The following is an 18,174-nucleotide window of genomic DNA, read 5'->3' as shown; positions in this document are numbered from 1 at the left end:
CTCCCGGCCCGGCCACCCCGGGGCCCTCGCCGCCGGAATCCCCCAACCGGACCACCCCGGGATCATCGCCGCCGGAACCCTCCGGCCCGGCGGCCCGTCCCCGTCAGCCGCGACCGGCGCCGACGAGTTCCCTGACCGGCTCCGGCTCCCGCTCGTCCTCCTCCTCGTGACCCTCCACGGAGAGGTTCGGCAGGATGCGGTCCAGCCACGGAGGACACCACCAGTTGAGCCTGCCCAGCAGCACCATGGTCGCCGGGACCAGCAGGCCACGGATGATGGTCGCGTCCACCGCGATGGCCACCGCCAGGCCCACCCCGAAGATCTTGACCATCGGGTCGGGGTAGGCGATGAACGCCACGAAGACCGCGACCATGATCAGCGCCGCGGAGGTGATGACCCGGCCGGTCGAGCCCAGCCCCTCGGCCACCGCCCTGCGGTTGTCGCCGTGCCTGAGGTAGGCCTGGCGCACCGCCGTGAGCAGGAAGACCTCGTAGTCCATGGACAGGCCGAACAGGATCGCGAACAGCATCAGCGGGATGTAGCTGTCGATCGGCACCGTGAAGAAGATCGTGTTCAGGTAGGAGCCGTCCACGCTGACCGGCGGGTCCATGCCGACCAGGGCGCTGCCCAGGCCCAGCGAGAAGACCAGCGACAGCGCGCCGAACGCGGCGCCGAGCGAGACCAGGTTCATCAGCGCGGCCTTGATCGCCACGACCGGCGAGCGGAACGCCAGGAGCAGCAGCAGCGCGCTGAGCAGGATCACCACGCCGACGACCAGCGGCGTACGGCCGGCGATCCTGTCACCGGCGTCGGCCATGCCGGCGACCTTTCCGCCCACGTGCACCTCGGCGCCGGGGACGTCGAGCGCGCGGACCGCCTCCACCACCTCCAGGGCCCGGGGGTCGGCCGGGGCGTAGTCCGGGATCGCCTGCACCAGCGCCGCCGTGCCGCGCGTGTTGAGGACCGGGTCGCCGACGTGGGCCACCCCCTCGACGTCCGCGACGCGGTCCTTGAGGATCTGCAGCACGGCCGGGGCGGGCTCGCGGTCCACGACCCTGGTGTCCAGGGCCGCCACCACGATGAGGGGGCCGTTCATGCCGGGCCCGAACCCGGCCTCCAGCAGCTCGTACGCGCGCCGCGTGTCGGTGCCCCGGTCGCCGTAGCCGTCGTCGAGCGTGCCCAGCTTCATCCCCAGGGCGGGCGCGGCCAGCGCGGCCAGCAGGGTGACGCTGAGCGCGAGCACGGTCCAGGGGCGCCTGGCCACCCACAGGCCCAGCCCGGTCCAGCCGGAGGAGCCGTGGTTGCCCCGCCGCCCCACGAACGGCAGGCGGAGCGCGTTGACGCGGTGCCCGAGCAGGCCCAGCAGCGCGGGGACCAGGGTGACCGAGGTGACCACCGCGGCGACGACCGAGATGCCGGTGATCCAGCCGAGCGTCTGCAGCAGGGGGAAGCCCGCGAGCAGCAGCGCGCTGAGCGCGATGATCACCGTGCCGCCGGCGAACACCACGGCGCCGCCCGAGGAGGCGACGACCCTGCGGACGGCCTCGTGCACCGGCAGCCCGTCGGCCAGCAGCTTGCGGTGCCTGCTGAGCAGGAAGAGCGCGTAGTCGATGCCGACACCGAGGCCGATCATCGTCGCCATGATCGACGCCTGCTTGGGCACGTCCAGCAGGTGACCGAGCAGGCTGATCACGCCGAGCCCGGTCGCGATGCTGACCAGCGCGACGAAGATCGGGATCATCGCGGCGACCAGGGTGCCGAACGCGAGCAGCAGGACCAGCAGCGCGCAGACGATGCCGATGATCTCGCTCGTCCCGGTCTTGATCTCCTTGTCCGCCGGGTTGGACGAGTCGGCCGGCACCACCTCGACGCCCGCCGCCCGCGCGGGCCCGGCCGCGTCGGAGACACGCTTGACCATCTCGGACCGCGTTCCGGACGCGCCGTCCTTCAGCTTGACGGTGATGAGGCCGATCTCCAGGCTGGGCGCGAGCCCGCCGACCCGGTAGGGGGATTTCACCTCCGCCACGTCCGGGACGTCGCGGACCTGGTCGACGGCGCGTTCCACCGCGCGTTTCCTGGCCTTGTCGGTGAGCGGTCCTTCAGGCGAGTAGAGGACCATCTGGAAGGTGCCGCCGGTCCTGTACTCGGAGCCGAACCCCTCCCTCATCAGGTCCAGGGCCCGCTGCGCGTCGGTGCCGGGAATGCTGGTGTCGTTGCTGGTGGGGCCGGGAAAGAACACCGAACCCGCGGTCAGCAGCACCGCCGCGGCCACCCACAGCGCCAGCACCGCCCTTCCGTGCCGTGCGCACCAGCTCCCCAGCCGACCCAGCAAACCAGACATCGATGTCCGCCCCGTGAAAAGTGAGATGTTCTTGAAACGTCGTCCTGTACGGTCGTACAAACCGCCGGTACAAGACTATGCGAGGAGAATGCGAGATGCCGTGGACGGGCCTGGATTGAGACGATGACCACACTTGAGCCCGGCACCGATACGCGTGACCGGATCCTGGACGCCGCCCGGCGCCTGTTCGCCGAGCGCGGCTACGCGGCGACCTCGCTGGCCGACATCGCCTCGGCCGTGGGCCTGACCAAGACGGCCGTCGCCTATCACTTCCATCCCAAGGACCGGCTGGCCACGGAGTTGATCTCGCCCGCCGCCGAGGACATCGTGGGCCTGCTCGACGGCGACTTCGACGACGACCTCGCCTTCGTCGAGGCCCTGGTGACCTTCGTCGTCCGGCACCGGGCGATCATCCGGTTGATCATGGAGGACATCAACACCGCCGACGACGCGCCCCCCGGCTCCCCCGGCGAGGCCCTGCGCGCCTTCCGCGACCGGATCTACCAGCGCCTGGCCGGGCCTGAACCCGGCACGGAGCGCACGGTCCGGGCGTGGGCCCTGCTGGGCTCACTCCAGTACGCGGTGGTCAAGACGATCGACATGCCCGAGGAGGAGGTCAGGGACACCCTGCTGACCTTCGCGCGGGCCGCCTTCGGCCCCGCCTCCCCCTGACCCCGCGCCGCGACCCCTCACCGCGTCCCACCGGCACCCCCGCGCCCCGCCTCACCCGGTCACACCCCGCCGCCGGTCACCCCGAGGGGGCGGCCTGGCCGGGAACGGTCTCCGGCGGGTCCGGGGGATCGGGCGGCGCGCCGGTCTGCCCCGGATCGGGCTCCTCGGTCGGCCCGGGTCCCGGCCCGGGGCCAGGACCGGTCTGGCCCCCGACGCCGACCGTGATCACGACCGTCGCGCCGGGCCGCGCGCAGGTGCCCGGCGGCGGGTTCTGCGCCAGCACCACGCCGTCCTGCGCCGAGCCGGTGACCAGCCGCGCCCGGGTCCGTACCGCGAAGCCCGCCCCGCCCAGCGTGTTCGAGGCGTCGGCCGCGCCCTGGCCGGTCACCGGCGGCACCGGGGCCCCGTACCGGGAGACGACGAGTGACACCGCGCTGCCAGGGGAGACCCGCGCGCCCGCGCCGGGGGTGCTGGCGAGGACCCGCCCGGCCGGCTGCCGCGAGCAGCGCCTGCTCACCCCGCCGGCCACGAGACCGGCCCGTACCAGCGCCGCCTGGGCCTCGCGCCTGGCGAGGCCGGTCAGGGTGGGCACCTGGGTCCCCGCGGACACCTTCAGGTCGACCCTGCCCTTCCTGGGGATCGCGATCCCGGCGGCCGGGGAGGTCTCCAGCACCTGCCCGGCCGGCCGGTCGGAGGCGACGGCGCTGACCGTCCCGGCGACCAGCCCGGCCTTCCTGATCAGACGGGCCGCCTCGGAACGATCCAGCCCGACGAGGGCGGGCACGACCGTCGTGGTCGCGGGGGGCGGAAGCGGGGAGGACCTGACGCCTTCCGCGCGCGGCGGGGCGGCCACGGCCGACGGGACGGGCACGGCCGGAGGGCTCGTCCTGCTCCGCCTCGGCGTGCTCTCCGGCCGCGGCCCGGTCTCCACCACCGGCAGTGCGGACCGGGTCCGCGGGTCCGGCACGGCGGTGCCGCTCAACCCCGGGACCAGGACGCCCACCAGTACGGCGGCGCTGACCAGCAGCGCTCCCGAGAACGCGACCGAGGCCCTGGTGGCCGCCCGGCCCGGATGGGTCCTGGGCTCGTCGAACCCCCCGCCGTCGAAGGGGACGGCCCTCCAGGACCGGACCTGCCGGGAGAGACGGCCGGACGAGGAGGCCGGCCGGGAGTCGCCGGGCGGGAGAGCACGGAACGGAAGACCGCCGGCCGACAGACCGCCGACAGAGGAACCACCGGACGAGGAACCACCGGACGGGGGGCCGCCGAACAGGAGGCCACCGGGCGGGAGGGCCCCGGACGAGGAGACACCGGGGGCGACCGGGGAGGCGGACGGCCGGGAGAGGGCGGCCGGGAGCACGGGACCGGACACCTCGGACCGGCCCCGGACCGAGCGGCCGGGAGGAGCACCGGCGCCGGGCACCGGTGCCCGCCCGCCCTCGCCGGGTACCGGACGGCGCCCGTCGTCGCCGAGCAGCGCGAGCAGCAACTCCCGGCTGTCGGGACGGTTGCGGGGGTTCTTGTCCAGGCAGCCGGCCACCAGCGCACCGAGGAGGCCGTCGAGACGGCCCAGGTGCGGGGGCGCGGTGAGGATCCGGTTCAGCACGGCCGCGATGGAGTCCTGGCCGAAGGGCGCGTGCGCGTTGGCGGCGAAGCACATCGTGGCGCCCCAGGCGAAGACGTCGGCCGCCGGGCAGATCTCGGCGCCCTCCACCTGCTCCGGCGCCATGTAGGCCGGGGTGCCCGCGCCGCGCCCGCTCTGGGTGGCCGCCGCGTCCAGCGCCCTGGCCAGCCCGAAGTCGATGACCCTCGGCCCGTCGGGCCCGAGCAGCACGTTCTGCGGCTTGAAGTCGCGGTGCACGATCCCGGCCCGGTGGATGGCCGCCAGCGCGGTGGCCGTGCCGATGGCCAGGCGCTCCAGCCTGCCCCCCTCGTGGGGTCCGCTGACCGCGACCTCGCGGTGCAGCGACGGGCCGTCGACGTACTCGCTGACGATGTAGGGCCGGTCGCCGTCCAGCCCGGCGTCGATCACCTGGGCCGTGCAGAACCGCGCCACCTGCTTGGCGAGCTCGACCTCGCGCAGGAAGACCTGCGAGTCCTCCCCCAGCGCGCCGTGCAGGAGCTTGACGGCATAGGGCTCAGAACCGGTGTCGGGGCGCACCCCGACATAGACCACCCCCTGGCCTCCCTCTCCGAGACGCCCGATGATCTCGTACTCACCGAGCGCCGCCGGATCCCCCGTTTTGAGCGGCTGCGCATACGGCACGCGAGCCTCCCCTCGCCGCCACCCTTCTCACTCAAGAAGAAGCTTCGCCGAGAGTCAACGGGGCTGACGGTCTTGTCTCCGTCACCGTGACACTCATGTGATGATCGGGCCAGGACAAGAGGTGCACAACGCCCGAATCGCCCCCCTGTCCCGGCGGGCCGTCACCCGCGCCCGCCACCCGGGCGCCCACCCGGATGGTCACACGAGCCGTCGTCCGGGACGCTCAGCCGGTCGCGGGCCGCTCCAGGAAGGCGGTGTACCCGTCGAGCACCGGGAGCACCTCGTCGGCCGTCCCGGCGGGCAGGCCCAGCACGACCTCCTCGATGCCCAGCCCGGCGTAGTGGTCGAGCTTCTCCGCGCTGGGGATCGTGCCGAACGGGATGATCCTCGCCATCTCCCGCCCGGCCTTGTCGCACGCCTCACGCAGCGCGGGCAGCGCCGCCCCGATGCCCCTGCCGCCGATCGGCATCCACCCGTCCGCGTACTCGGCGATGTGCGCGAAGAGGACGGGGCCCGCCGCACCGCCGAGGTGGACGGGAGGCCCGGAGAGCGGTTTGGGCCAGGACCAGGAGGACTCGAAGCGCACGTGGCGGCCGTCGAAGGCGGCCTCCTCCCGGCTCCACAGCGCCCTCATCGCCAGCACGTGCTCGCGGGCGACGTCACGGCGCGAGCCGTACGCGACCCCGTGGTCCTCGATCTCCTCGACGTTCCAGCCGAACCCGACGCCGAGCGTCACCCGCCCGCCCGACAGGTGGTCGAGGGTGGCGACGGCCTTGGCGGTGACGAGGGGCTCGCGCTGGGCGGCGAGCAGGATGCCGGTGCCGAGACCGATCGTGCGCGTCACCGCCGCCGCGTACGAGAGCGCGACGAGCGGGTCGAGGGTGCGCCGGTACTCGTCGGGCAGCACCGCCTGCCCGGCGGGCGGGGGCGTACGGCGGGAGACCGGGATGTGCGTGTGCTCGGGCAGGTAGAGCGAGGAGAAGCCGCGCTCCTCGGCGGCCCGGGCGAGGTCGGCGACCGGCATGGAACGGTCGGTGGCGAAGATCGTGACACCCAGCCGCATGTGGCGCCTCCGTCGGGCCGAGCGGAACCGCTCGAAGGACCAAGCGGAACCGCTTGGTAAACCAAGCGATTGCTCGGTTATCATTCCTAGGGTAGCTTGCTCACGTCACCGGCGACGAGGGCGGCGACGGGACGTTCGCCGGACGCGGAGAGAACGCGGCACCCGGCGAGCGTACAGCGGGCACACCACGAACGGCGAGCGGGACGGGCAGGGCGAGCGGGACCGGCACTCCTCACGGAAGGACGCTGATGGCGTTCACGGACATAGACGACGTCCGGCTTTTCCACACCGACGACGGTTCTGGGGACACCACGCTCCTGCTCGTCCACGGTCTGGGCTCCGACTCCTGCGAGTGGGTCCACCACATCCCCGACCTCGCCGCGCGGTACCGGGTGATCGCGGTGGACATGCGCGGGCACGGCCACTCCACCGCCTCCGCCACGGGCAACACCCCCCGGCGGATGGCCGCCGACCTCGCCCTGCTCTGCGCGGAGCTGGGCGTGGACTCCTGCGTCGCGATCGGCCACTCGATGGGCGGCCAGATCGTCTCCCACCTCGCCGTGGAGCACCCCTCGCTGGTCAGGGCGCTGGTCACGGTCGATCCCGGGTACGGCTTCGCGGGCGCGACCGCCGCGTACCTGCCGGTGCTGGTCGAGCGGATGCGCGAGGACGTCATCGGCGTCTCGCTGGGCAACGAGGAGTGGACGACCACCGCCGCCACACCCGGGTGGCTGCGCGAGTGGCACCGGCGCCGCATCCTCGCCACTCCCCCGCACGTGCTGCTGCAGGCCTTCGAGGCGATGTTCGACGGCCCGGACGCGATGGGCCTGCGCCCCGGGTCCGAGGCCTGCCTGGCGCGCCGGGCCTGCCCGGTGCTCACCTTCTGGTTCGACCCCGCCCAGGCGGCGTGGGAGGCCGGGCTGTTCACGGACCCCCACTCCAGGGCGGTCGTGTGGGAGGGCAGCGGCCACCGGCTGCACGAGGAGCGTCCGGGCGAGTTCCTCATCGTCGTCACCAACTGGCTAAGGAGCCTGCCGTGAAGTTCTCGTTGATGCTCAACCCGCAGATCCCCGGCTCGGGCTTCAGCCAGGAGGAGAACGCGAAGGCCAGGAGGCCGATCGGACGCGACACCGAGTCGTACCAGAAACTCCTGGACGAGGTACGCGAGATCGCCGTGCACGCCGACAGGATCGGCTTCGACGCGCTGATGATGACCGAGCACCACTTCCACTCCGAGGGGTTCGAGTTCTCGGTCAACCCCCTGATGTTCCTCACCGACCTGGCGGCCAGGACCGAGCGCATCCTGCTCGCCCCCCTGGGCCTGGTGCTGCCCGCCTGGGACCCGATCAGGGCGGCCGAGGACGTGGCCCTGCTCGACCAGTTCAGCAAGGGCCGCCTGCGGCTCGGCGTGGCCCGGGGCTACCAGAACCGCTGGATGAACGTGCTGGGGCAGCGCTGGCACGCCTCGGCCGCCCGCTCCGACGGCTCCAGCACCGACAACCGCAACTTCGACGTGTTCGGCGAGGTGCTGAACATCATGAAGATGGCGTGGACCCAGGAGACGCTCCGCTACAAGTCGGACGTGATCGACTACGAGGTGCCCTCGCCGTTCGACGGGATCGAGGGCTGGCCCGCCCAGGAGTGGACGAGGACCTTCGGCGCGCCGGGCGAGCTCGACGACGAGGGGAGGATCCAGGCGGTCTCGGTCTGCCCCAGGCCCTACCAGAACCCCCACCCCGAGCTCTGGCAGCCGTTCACCATCTCCGACCGGTCGGTGGTCAGGGCCGCGCAGGAGGACATCCTGCCGTGGATGTTCACCCCCAACCCCGACGAGCACGCCGCCAAGGCCAGGCTCTACCAGGAGGAGTCGGCCAAGTGCGGCCGGGACTACAAGCTGGGCGAGCACACCGGCATTCTCAAGATCGTCGGAATGGCCGACACCCGGGAGGAGGCCATCGCGACCTACGGCACGAGCATGCAGAAGGACTTCGCCGCCTTCTTCGGCCCGTTCGGCTACCTGGAGGTCCTGCGCAAGAAGGAGGACGACCGGCACCAGCCGATCAGCCCGGAGAAGGGCGACTTCAAGCGCATGAACGAGGTCGAGATGGCCCTGCTCGGCGGCCCCGACGACGTCAAGCGCGGCATCCAGCGCATGCTCGACCGGATGCCGGACCTGGAGTGGTTCGGCCTGTTCATGCAGGGCCAGCAGGGCGTGCTGCCGCTCGACACGGTCAAGCGCAACCTGGAGCTGTTCGCCACCAAGGTCATCCCCGAGTTCTCCGGCTGACCCGTCCCGGCCCCCGGCGCCTCCGGCCTCGCGGCACCCGTCCCGAAACCTCCGGAAGTCCAGGCCCCGGGGCACCCCGCCCCGGGAGCTCCCCGGCTCCCGCGCCCCGTCCCAGCCCTCACCTCCCGGGAGGATCCGTGCAGTTCTGGCTTGGAGCGTCGTTCGTCGAGACCGGCCAGTTCATCGAGCTGGCCAGGGCCGCGGAGCGATGCGGCATCCACACGCTCACACTGTCGGACCACATCTTCTACGCCGACTTCGACTCCCCCTACCCCTACTCCAGCACCGGCGCCCCTCGCTGGGACGCCGCGACGCACTGGCCGGACGTGTGGGTGACGATCGGCGCCATGGCCGCCGTCACCACGACGCTGCGCTTCGCCCCCAACGTCTACGTCGCCCCGGCCAGGGACCTGTTCACCGTCGCCAAGCTGGTCTCCACCGCCGCGGTCCTGTCCGGGGACCGGGTGAGCTTCGGCGTCGGCGTCGGCTGGTGCAAGGAGGAGTTCGTCCAGACCGGCCAGGACTTCCACACCCGGGGCCGCAGGCTGGACGAGATGATCCCGGCGCTGCGCCGGCTCTGGGAGGGCGGCACGGTCGAGCACCACGGCGTCCACTACGACCACGGCCCGCTGTCGATCTGCCCCGTACCCGCCGCGCCGGTGCCGTTCTTCGTGGGCGGCGACAGCGAGGCGGCCCTGCGCCGCGCGGCCAGGACGGGCGACGGCTGGCTGGGCAACCGCGTCTACACCGAGGAACGGCTCGACCCGATCCTCGCCGACCTGCGGCGCTACCTCAAGGAGTACGGCAGGGCGGAGGACGACCTGCAGATCATCGCCCCGCTGGCGGTCATGCCCGACGCCGCCACCTACCGCCGTTTCGCCGACAAGGGCGTCACCGGCACCATGGCCGCCCCCTGGTGGCTGGCCACCCCCGAGGAGAAGGCCCGGTATGGCGACGGCGTCGAGCTCAAGATCGCCACCCTGGAGCGTTTCGCCGAGGAGGTCGTCTCCCGCATGTGAACGGGCGGAGACGGGTCCGCGGAACGACGGGTCCACGGGTTCACGGCCTGACGGGTCCGCGGGTTCACGGCCTGACGGGTCCGCGGGTTCACGGCCTGACGGGTCCACGGGTTCACGGCTTGACGGGTTCACCTGGACGGCCCCGCGAACGGGCGAGGGTGGTCCCGCGAGCCGAACGGGTAGCCTGGCCGGGTGCTCGAAGAGATCAAGGCCACCCGCTACGTGACGCCCCTGCGCGAGGGCGGCTCGCTCCCCGGGGTCATGGAGGCGGACGACCTCGGCACCCACGTCGTGAAGTTCCGCGGCGCCGGACAGGGCCGCCGCGTCCTGGTCGCGGAGATCGTCTGCGCCGGGCTGGCGCGGCGCCTGGGGTTCCGCACGCCCGAGCTGAAGGTGATCGACGTCGATCCGCAGCTCGGCGCCCGCGAGCCCGACGAGGAGATCCAGGACCTGCTCAGGGCGAGCGAGGGCAACAACCTCGCGATCGACTTCCTGCCGGGAGCGCTCGGCTTCGAGCCGCTCACCCGGCCGCCCGAGGCCGGCTTCGCCTCGCGGCTGCTCTGGTTCGACGCGCTGATCCACAACGTCGACCGGAGCTGGCGCAACCCGAACCTGCTGCTCTGGCACGGCGACACCTGGCTCATCGACCACGGCGCCGCGCTCTGGTTCCACCACAACTGGCCCGCCGCCGACCCGCTGCGCGCCTTCGACGCCGGCGACCACGTGATGGCCCCCTTCGCCACCCGCCTGGACGAGGCCGACGCCGAGCTCAGCGTGACGATCACCAGGGACCTGCTCGACGGGGTGGTGGACGACGTGCCCGACGAGTGGCTGGAGGACGAGCCGGGATTCGACGGGGCCGAGACCGTGCGGCAGGCCTACGTCGACCACCTGCTGGCCCGCGCCCAGGGGCCGCGCACCTGGCTGCCGGCGCCGTCCGGCCGGGATGCCCGCCCGCAGGAGGAGAAGAGGACCGGCTCGGTGGGCGCGTTCTGGAAGGACAACCGGTGAGGGACGTCTACGAGTACGCGATCATCCGGGTCGTCCCCCGGGTGGAGCGCGGCGAGCTGATCAACGCCGGCGTGCTGCTCTACTGCCAGCCCCGCGCCTACCTGTGCGCCCGCGTGGAACTGGACGAGGCGCGCCTGCGCGCCCTCGACTCCGGCGTGGACCTCGACGGGGTACGCGACGCGCTCGGCGCCTACCGGCGCTCCTGCGACGGCGAGGCCGGGCCGCTGACCGGGGAACCGCTCGGCGGCCGGTTCCGCTGGCTGACCGCGCCGCGCAGCACGATCGTGCAGACGGGCCCGGTCCACGCCGGCCTCACCACCGACCCGGAGGCGGAGCTGGAACGCCTGGTGACCCGCCTCGTACGCACCCCCTGACCGGGCCCGACCACCCGACCGGCCCGCTCTCCCGAACGAGCCCGGCCCGCACTCCCCCGGCCGGACGGCACGGCCCCGCGGGGTCGGCCGTTCCCGGCGCGGGCCGTGAAGGTGCAGGGCAGGAGCTTGTAGCCGTCGGCCAGCGCCACCGTGCCCAGCACACGGAGCACCCGCAGCGGCGCGACCCTCGCGGCCGTCTTCGTCGCCCAGGAGAAGCCTGGAGGGACCCGGCGAAGCTCAGAAGAGCACCGACATGAAGGTCCCGACCTCGACGAAGCCCGCCCTGCGGTAGGCGGCCCTGGCCGGGGCGTTGTAGTCGTTGACGTACAGCGAGACCACGGGGGCGAAGTAGTCGAGCGCGTGGTTGATCACCGCGGCCATGCCGGTCACCGAGTGGCCGCGGCCGCGCAGGTCGGGATGGACCCACACGCCCTGGATCTGGCAGACCTGCGGGGTCACCGCGCCCACCTCGGCCTTGAAGACCACCCGGCCGCCCTCGATGCGGGCGTAGGACCTGCCGATCCTGATCAGCTCGGCGACCCGGGAGCGGTAGAGGGCCCCGCCGTCCCCGGCGTCCGGGGAGACGCCCACCTCCTCGGTGAACATCGCCACGCACGCCGGAAGCAGGACGTCGAACTCCTCGGGCCGGACGCGCCGCACCAGCGGGTCCGGGGAGACCGGGGAGGGCTCCGTGGCGACCATGACGGGCTGCGCCCACCGGATCGCGCGGGCCGAGCCCCAGTAGGGCTCCAGCCGCTCCCAGAGCAGCCGCACCGCGTCGGCGGGCCCGACGATCGAGGAACAGCGTCGGCCCTGTTTGCGCGCGCGGTCGGCGAAGGCGTAGACGGCGTCCGTACCGGCGTTGACCGGAACCAGATTCGCCCCGGCGTAACAGACGGAGATCAGGCCGCCGCGCGGCCCGAATCCCCACATCTGGCCACCGAGCCTGGCCGGATTGAGCCCGACCGAACGGACCCTGGAGGCGACGAAGACATTGCCGACGGGGTCGGTGTCCAGAAGCGCCAGGACCTCGTCCCGATCGTTGTCGTCGAGCACGCGCGACGCCGTTGTGCGCAGCATCACGTGCTCAGCCTACGCGACCCCCTCGAATTTGGCAGGAACCGACACAGAGCGTCTCATCTACTGCTGAGGGCACTCCCCCGTACCGCGTGACCGGCGGGCACCCGGACCGGGGCGGGCGCCGCCGCCGGGACGGGCGCGGGAACGCCCGGGCAGCGGGCGTCGGGAGCGCGGCCCCCCCGGCGGGCCCCCGCGGGCGGCGTGCCGTCCCGGAGATAGGCGGCCAGACGGCGGTCGACGCAGGCGTTGCCGCTGAACGCGACGCCGTGGTTGCCGCCGGGCACGACCAGCAGCCGGGAGGTGGGCATCAGGTCCCGCATCCGCAGCGCGCCCTCGTAGGGGGTGGCGGCGTCGCGCTCGCCCTGGATCAGCAGGACCGGCGGCAGAGCGTCGCTCCCGCGTACCTCCACAGGGGTGCCGCCCGGCTCGGGCCAGAACGCGCACGGCGCGTTGTACCAGGCGTTGGGCCAGGTCAGGAAGGGCGCCCTGGCGTTGGCCCTGGTCATGTCGGCACGCCAGCGCGTCCAGTCGCGCGGCCAGGCGGCGTCGCGGCACTCGACCGCGAGGTAGACGGCGTAGCTGTTCTCGTCCTTGGCGTCGTTCTCGCCGTGCTTGCGGTAGGCGTTGAGCAGCGGGGCCGGCTCGCGCCTCCTGGCGTAGGCGGAGAACGCCTTCGCCAGTTGCGGCCAGAGGATGTCGGAGTAGCCGCCGAGGGTGTAGAGGTCGTCGAGCTCGCTCGGCCCGACCACTCCCCGGGCCGGGTGGCCTGCCAGCCGGTCCCGCATGGCGTACCAGGCGGAGGAGACCGCCCGCTCGGTGGAGCCGAGCCGGTAGACCGCGTCGTGGCGGGCGACCCACCTCAGGAAGTCCACGTGCCTGGCCTCGAAGGCGACGCTCTGGTCGAGGTTCGAGCGGTACCAGACGCCGCGCGGGTCCACCACGCTGTCCAGGACGAGCCGCTTGAGCCGGTCGGGGAAGAGCGTGGCGTAGACCGCCCCGAGATAGCTCCCGTACGAGTAGCCCAGGTAGCTGATCTTCGATTCGCCGAGCGCCTCCCTGATCAGGTCCATGTCCCTGGCCGAGTTCTCGGTGGTCATGTGGGGCAGCATCCAGCTCCACCGCGTGCCGCACGCCTCGGCGTAGCCGCGGGCGCGGGCGATCAGCACGGCCTCGTCGCGTCGGCCGTCCGGGACCTGGTCCGGGCGGGGCGCCCGGTAGTGCGTCCGGGGGTCGACGCAGGTGAGGGCGGGGTCACTGGCCCCGACGCCGCGCGGGTCGAAGCCGATCACGTCGAACCGGGCGGCCAGCCCCACCGGCAGCCCGGCCACGACGCCCTTGGCAAGATCGCGGCCGGACGCCCCGGGACCGCCGGGGTTGACCAGCAGCGCGCCGAGACGGTCGCGGGAGGCGTTACCCCTGATCCGGTTCAGGGCGATGCCGATCGTCCGCGACGGGTCGTGGTGATCGAGCGGGACCCTGAGCGTGGCGCACTCGACCCGGACGGCGGGCCGTCCCGGCACGACCTGGGCGGACCGGCCCCTGCCGTCGCGGCACGGCCCCCAGACCAGGGACCGTCTCTCCCGGACCACCGCCCCCCGCACCGGCCCCTCCCGGGCCGCCACCCCCCGCGCCGGTCCCTGCCGGGCGGCCGTCCCCTGGCCCTGTACGTCCTGAGCCGTCGCCCCCTGTGGTGTCCACATCGCGGTAACCAGCATCCCGATGCCCGCCGCGATCCCGGCGACCCTCTTCTTCACTGTTCCGATCCCCCCACTCGTAAGGCAGAGGCGATGGTCTCCCGGTCGGCGGCACGACCACCCGTGACACGAGCGGATGCCTGCCAAAGTGTAGTCGGATCATTGCTAAGTGTAATGATCCGGGGGTTGAGGACGCCGGGGCGCGGAAAACGCGGAGTGCCGGTCGGCACGGCCGACCGGCACGGGGAAGAACGGGGTGAGGGGGTGACACCGGGCGGGACGCGGACCGCGCCCCCGGGCGTCTCAGCCGACGACCACCTGGGGTCCGGGGGCGTCGTCGTCCTCGAGGTCGACCTCGACGCCCATGGCCTCGGCCAGGCGCAGGGCCTCCTCGATCAGGGTCTCCACGATCTGCGACTCGGGGACGGTCTTGATGACCTCTCCCTTGACGAAGATCTGGCCCTTGCCGTTGCCGGAGGCGACACCCAGGTCGGCCTCGCGGGCCTCGCCGGGACCATTGACGACGCATCCCATCACCGCGACGCGCAGCGGGACCTTCAGCCCCTCCAGACCGGCCTGGACCTGCTCGGCCAGCGTGTAGACGTCGACCTGGGCGCGCCCGCAGGAGGGGCAGGAGACGATCTCCAGGCCGCGCTCGCGCAGGTTGAGCGACTCCAGGATCTGGTTGCCGACCTTGACCTCCTCGACCGGCGGGGCCGACAGCGACACCCGGATGGTGTCGCCGATGCCCTCGGCGAGCAGGGCGCCGAACGCGACCGCCGATTTGATCGTGCCCTGGAAGGCCGGGCCGGCCTCGGTGACGCCGAGGTGCAGCGGGTAGTCGCAGCGGGCGGCGAGCAGGCGGTAGGCCTGGACCATCACGACCGGGTCGTTGTGCTTGACGGAGATCTTGATGTCGCGGAAGCCGTGCTCCTCGAACAGGGAGCACTCCCACAGGGCCGACTCCACCAGCGCCTCGGGGGTGGCCTTGCCGTACTTCTGCAGCAGGCGCGGGTCGAGGGAGCCGGCGTTGACGCCGATCCGGATCGGCACGCCCCGGTCGGCGGCGGCGCGGGCGATCTCACCGACCTTGTCGTCGAACTTCTTGATGTTGCCCGGGTTGACCCGGACGGCGGCGCAGCCCGCGTCGATGGCGGCGAAGACGTACTTCGGCTGGAAGTGGATGTCGGCGATCACCGGGATCTGCGACTTCCTGGCGATGATCGGGAGGGCGTCGGCGTCGTCCTGCGACGGGACGGCGACCCGGACGATCTGGCAGCCCGAGGCGGTCAGCTCGGCGATCTGCTGGAGCGTCGCGTTGATGTCGGCGGTGACCGTGGTGGTCATCGACTGCACGGAGATCGGCGCGTCACCGCCCACCGGGACGGAACCGACCATGATCTGACGGGACACGCGTCGCTCGGCGATCGGCCTGGTCCTTACGGACGGGATTCCGAGAGCAACAGAAGTCATTTTCAGCCCTTGAAGGTCGACGACGCTCACCAGTCTAGGCAGTCCCGGTGAGCTCGCGTGCCCGGATCCTCGCCCAGGCGTCGGCGTCGAGCACCTCGGCCACCGAACCGGCTTCGGTGACGGTGTGCTCGGAGACCACCGACGCCACGGTGTCGACGATGCCGAGGAAGGGCAGGCGCCCGGCCATGAAGGCCTCGACGCAGACCTCGTTGGCGGCGTTGTAGACGGCCGGGGCCGTGCCTCCGGCCGTGCCGACGTGGCGGGCGAGCGCGACGGCGGGGAACGCCTCGTCGTCCAGCGGCTCGAACGTCCAGGTGTGGGCGGTGGTCCAGTCGACCGGCCGGGCCGCGCCGGCGACCCGCTCGGGCCAGCCGAGGGCCAGCGCGATGGGCAGGCGCATGTCGGGCGGGCTGGCCTGGGCGACGGTCGAGCCGTCGACGAACTCCACCATCGAGTGGATGACCGACTGCGGGTGGACGACGACCTCGATGCGGTCGAAGCCGATGTCGAAGAGCAGATTGGCCTCGATGACCTCCAGCCCCTTGTTGACGAGTGTGGCGGAATTCACCGTGATGACCGGTCCCATCGACCAGGTGGGGTGGGCGAGGGCCTGCTCGGGGGTCACGTCCCCCAGATCCGCGCGCCGCCTGCCCCGGAAGGGCCCGCCGCTGGCGGTGACCACCAGCTTCCGTACGGCCCGCGCGTCCGGGCCGCCGGGTCCGGCCGCCCACAGGCACTGGGCCAGGGCGGAGTGCTCGGAGTCCACCGGGATCAGGCTGCCGGGCTTGGCCAGGCGCCTCACCAGCGGCCCGCCCACGATCAGCGACTCCTTGTTGGCGAGGGCGAGCACCCGTCCCGCCTCCAGCGCGGCCAGCGTGGAGGTGAGCCCCAGGGCGCCGGTGATGCCGTTGAGCACGACGTCGGCGGGCCAGGACGCGGCCTCGGCCACCCCCTCGGGGCCCGCCAGCACCCGCGCGTCCACGCCGTGCGCGGCCAGGGCGGCCCTCAGCTCGGGCACCGCCGAGGGGTCGGCGACGGCGACCGCCTCGGGCCGGAACTCGGCCGCCTGGCGGGCCAGCAGGTCGATCCGGCCCCCTCCGGCGGCCAGCGCCGCCACCCGGAACCGGCCCGGGCTGCGGGCGATGACATCGAGGGACTGGGTCCCGATGGAGCCGGTCGAACCCAGCAGGACGACGGAACGGACGACGCTGTCTGTCTGCACCGCCTCATTCTCCCGGCTGTGACGGCGCTGTCGAATCGGCGTGGCCGAGGTCCACGGCGTGACCGGAAGGGGCGGAAGAGTCGGGATCACCGGGATCACCGGAGTCTTAGGGATCTCCGAGGTCCCCGGGGCCCGGAGTCACCGGGTCGCCGGGATCACCGGAGTCGCAGTGTTCCCTGGGTCACCGGATCGTCAGGATCATCGGGTCATCAGGATCATCGGGTCGTCAGGATCATCGAATCGCCGGAGTCGCCGGAGTCACGGCCTCGGGCGGGCGGGCGGGCGGAAGGATCATCCGTTCCGATCGAAGCAACAGAAGAATCCGTTAGATCTGAAACAGGCGATAAAAGGCGACATTTAAGTCCGAATCTCCCTATATCAATAGTTGTAAATCTTGAGAAATGCGGACGGACGGCCCGTTAGCGTCCCGGACAGCAACCGTCTCGGGAGGCATGTATGCGGCACAGTGCACGATTTGTTCCTATTCTCACCCTGGTCGCGGGCGGCACGCTGCTCTCGACGGCGATCGTCTCCGGAGCCTCCGCGACCACCGCAACGACCACCGGCACGGGTGCGGGTACGGGTACGAGGGCCGGCGCGGGCGGAGACACGTCCGCGACGGGCACCTCCCGGACCACGACCACGGGGACCGCCGGGAGCGCGGGCCGCGCCGGTGCGGCACCGGCCGTTCCCCGCCCGGTCGAGAGGGAGGCGGCCGACACCCGGGCCGAGCAGCGGGCCGTCCAGCGCTACTGGACCGAGGCGAGGATGGAGGCCGCCAAGCCGCTCGCCGCCCTCGTCCCGGAGAAGGACGGCGCCCGGCTCACCGCGGCCGCGAGAGCGGCCCAGGCGGCGGCCGACCCCGTCCTGGTCCCCGCCACCACCCCCGAGGGCACGGACGGCGACGGTGCCGAGACCCTCACGACGACCCGCGGGCCGGCCGTCCGCGCCTCCACCGGCTCGCCGTGGACGCGCGGCGGGGCGATCGCCAGGACCGCGGGCCGGGTGTTCTTCACCTACCAGGGCCGCAACGCCTCCTGCTCGGCGAGCGCGGTGACCAGCGAGAACAGGAGCACCGTGATCACCGCGGGGCACTGCGTGAGGATGGGCGGGGCCTTCCACGGCAACTGGGTCTTCGTGCCGGGGTACGAGAACGGCAACCGGCCCCACGGCACCTGGGTGGCCACCACGCTCTACACCACCCCGCAGTGGAACAACAGCGAGGACGTCAACCACGACGTGGCCTCCGCCGTGGTGGCGCCGCTGAACGGCAGGGCACTGACCGACGTGGTCGGCGGCCAGGGCATCGCCTTCAACCAGCCGCGCCGCAGGCAGATGCACTCCTTCGGCTACCCGGCGGGCGCCCCGTACGACGGCTCGAAGCTCGTCTACTGCGCCGGGCGCGCGTTCGACGACTTCCTGATGACCCGCGACATCGGGCTGAACTGCACCATGACCGGCGGGTCGAGCGGCGGGCCGTGGTTCCTCGACCTCGACGAGGGCACCGGCCTCGGCACCCTGAACTCGGTGAACAGCTTCAAGTACGCCTTCGCCGCCGGATGGATGTTCGGCCCGTACTTCGGCACCGAGGCCCAGGCCGTCTACGAGGCCGCGCAGACCACCGGCACCCCCTGAGATTCACCAAAAGTAATCACAAGAGTACCCGGGGTAG

The 18,174-nt window shown here is 72.5% G+C and carries 14 protein-coding genes; 7 read left to right on the top strand and 7 right to left on the bottom strand.

Features of this window, described 5'->3' with window-relative positions; translation table 11 throughout:
* Positions 1-103 precede the first annotated feature (103 nt).
* A complete protein-coding gene (locus ACLQ2R_RS35545) occupies positions 104-2,341 on the bottom strand; it encodes an MMPL family transporter (protein WP_425965808.1) in 2,238 nt (745 codons plus the stop codon).
* A 123-nt stretch (positions 2,342-2,464) separates the two neighbouring features.
* On the opposite strand from ACLQ2R_RS35545, the gene ACLQ2R_RS35540 reads away from it, so the two are divergent.
* Positions 2,465-3,013 (top strand): TetR/AcrR family transcriptional regulator, encoded by a 549-nt coding sequence (locus tag ACLQ2R_RS35540; RefSeq protein WP_425965807.1) that lies wholly within the window; start codon positions 2,465-2,467, stop codon positions 3,011-3,013.
* Between the two features lie 76 nt (positions 3,014-3,089).
* Here the strand turns inward: ACLQ2R_RS35540 and ACLQ2R_RS35535 are convergent, their stop codons facing one another.
* Together ACLQ2R_RS35535 and ACLQ2R_RS35530 are read right to left on the bottom strand one after the other, a co-directional pair.
* Positions 3,090-5,279, bottom strand: coding sequence for a protein kinase domain-containing protein (locus ACLQ2R_RS35535; RefSeq protein ID WP_425965806.1), 2,190 nt, complete (start codon positions 5,277-5,279; stop codon positions 3,090-3,092).
* A gap of 223 nt (positions 5,280-5,502) precedes the next feature.
* Positions 5,503-6,342 carry an LLM class F420-dependent oxidoreductase gene (locus ACLQ2R_RS35530; protein ID WP_425965805.1) on the bottom strand — a complete coding sequence of 280 codons (840 nt, stop codon included), beginning with the start codon at positions 6,340-6,342 and terminating at the stop codon, positions 5,503-5,505.
* Positions 6,343-6,590: 248 nt separating this feature from the next.
* Here ACLQ2R_RS35530 and ACLQ2R_RS35525 point away from each other — a divergent pair, with 248 nt between their 5' ends.
* From ACLQ2R_RS35525 to ACLQ2R_RS35505, 5 genes are all read left to right on the top strand, one after another.
* Positions 6,591-7,382 (top strand): alpha/beta fold hydrolase, encoded by a 792-nt coding sequence (locus ACLQ2R_RS35525; protein WP_425965804.1) that lies wholly within the window; start codon positions 6,591-6,593, stop codon positions 7,380-7,382.
* The gene (locus tag ACLQ2R_RS35520; protein ID WP_425965803.1) at positions 7,379-8,629 is read left to right on the top strand and encodes an LLM class flavin-dependent oxidoreductase; all 1,251 of its coding nucleotides are present in this window, start codon (positions 7,379-7,381) and stop codon (positions 8,627-8,629) included. Before ACLQ2R_RS35525 ends, ACLQ2R_RS35520 begins: the two co-directional genes overlap by 4 nt.
* A 137-nt stretch (positions 8,630-8,766) precedes the next feature.
* Positions 8,767-9,648: a TIGR03619 family F420-dependent LLM class oxidoreductase gene (locus tag ACLQ2R_RS35515; RefSeq protein ID WP_425965802.1), complete on the top strand. Its 882-nt coding sequence runs from the start codon at positions 8,767-8,769 to the stop codon at positions 9,646-9,648.
* A 192-nt stretch (positions 9,649-9,840) separates the two neighbouring features.
* On the top strand, positions 9,841-10,659 hold the full coding sequence (locus ACLQ2R_RS35510) for a HipA family kinase (RefSeq protein ID WP_425965801.1): 819 nt from the start codon (positions 9,841-9,843) through the stop codon (positions 10,657-10,659).
* Positions 10,656-11,033 (top strand): DUF3037 domain-containing protein, encoded by a 378-nt coding sequence (locus ACLQ2R_RS35505; RefSeq protein ID WP_425965800.1) that lies wholly within the window; start codon positions 10,656-10,658, stop codon positions 11,031-11,033. Before ACLQ2R_RS35510 ends, ACLQ2R_RS35505 begins: the two co-directional genes overlap by 4 nt.
* Positions 11,034-11,270: 237 nt before the next feature.
* On the opposite strand, the gene ACLQ2R_RS35500 is transcribed toward ACLQ2R_RS35505, so the two are convergent.
* The 4 genes from ACLQ2R_RS35500 to dxr all read right to left on the bottom strand — a co-directional run bounded on the left by ACLQ2R_RS35500 (position 11,271) and on the right by dxr (position 16,502).
* Positions 11,271-12,113 (bottom strand): GNAT family N-acetyltransferase, encoded by an 843-nt coding sequence (locus tag ACLQ2R_RS35500; protein WP_425965866.1) that lies wholly within the window; start codon positions 12,111-12,113, stop codon positions 11,271-11,273.
* A 56-nt stretch (positions 12,114-12,169) separates the two neighbouring features.
* Positions 12,170-13,867, bottom strand: a complete 1,698-nt coding sequence (locus tag ACLQ2R_RS35495) for an alpha/beta hydrolase (RefSeq protein WP_425965799.1) — start codon at positions 13,865-13,867, stop codon at positions 12,170-12,172.
* A 243-nt stretch (positions 13,868-14,110) separates the two neighbouring features.
* Positions 14,111-15,280, bottom strand: a complete 1,170-nt coding sequence (ispG, locus tag ACLQ2R_RS35490) for a flavodoxin-dependent (E)-4-hydroxy-3-methylbut-2-enyl-diphosphate synthase (protein ID WP_425965798.1) — start codon at positions 15,278-15,280, stop codon at positions 14,111-14,113.
* A gap of 34 nt (positions 15,281-15,314) precedes the next feature.
* Positions 15,315-16,502: a 1-deoxy-D-xylulose-5-phosphate reductoisomerase gene (dxr, locus tag ACLQ2R_RS35485; protein ID WP_425965797.1), complete on the bottom strand. Its 1,188-nt coding sequence runs from the start codon at positions 16,500-16,502 to the stop codon at positions 15,315-15,317.
* Between the two features lie 456 nt (positions 16,503-16,958).
* Between dxr and ACLQ2R_RS35480 the strand changes: the two genes are divergently transcribed.
* Positions 16,959-18,137: a trypsin-like serine peptidase gene (locus tag ACLQ2R_RS35480; RefSeq protein ID WP_425965796.1), complete on the top strand. Its 1,179-nt coding sequence runs from the start codon at positions 16,959-16,961 to the stop codon at positions 18,135-18,137.
* Positions 18,138-18,174 lie beyond the last annotated feature (37 nt).

This window comes from Streptosporangium sp. DT93, assembly GCF_049844535.1.
Classification (GTDB): Bacteria; Actinomycetota; Actinomycetes; order Streptosporangiales; family Streptosporangiaceae; genus Streptosporangium.
The sequence above is the reverse complement of the archived record's forward strand: the minus strand, read 5'-3'. Positions and strand labels throughout refer to the sequence as shown.

Coding starts and splice junctions, on each gene's coding strand:
- ACLQ2R_RS35545 (WP_425965808.1), bottom strand. CDS start 2,341: ATGTCTGGTTTGCTGGGTCGGCTGGGGAGCTGGTGCGCACGGCACGGA.
- ACLQ2R_RS35540 (WP_425965807.1), top strand. CDS start 2,465: ATGACCACACTTGAGCCCGGCACCGATACGCGTGACCGGATCCTGGAC.
- ACLQ2R_RS35530 (WP_425965805.1), bottom strand. CDS start 6,342: ATGCGGCTGGGTGTCACGATCTTCGCCACCGACCGTTCCATGCCGGTC.
- ACLQ2R_RS35525 (WP_425965804.1), top strand. CDS start 6,591: ATGGCGTTCACGGACATAGACGACGTCCGGCTTTTCCACACCGACGAC.
- ACLQ2R_RS35500 (WP_425965866.1), bottom strand. CDS start 12,113: ATGCTGCGCACAACGGCGTCGCGCGTGCTCGACGACAACGATCGGGAC.
- ispG (WP_425965798.1), bottom strand. CDS start 15,280: ATGACTTCTGTTGCTCTCGGAATCCCGTCCGTAAGGACCAGGCCGATC.
- ACLQ2R_RS35480 (WP_425965796.1), top strand. CDS start 16,959: ATGCGGCACAGTGCACGATTTGTTCCTATTCTCACCCTGGTCGCGGGC.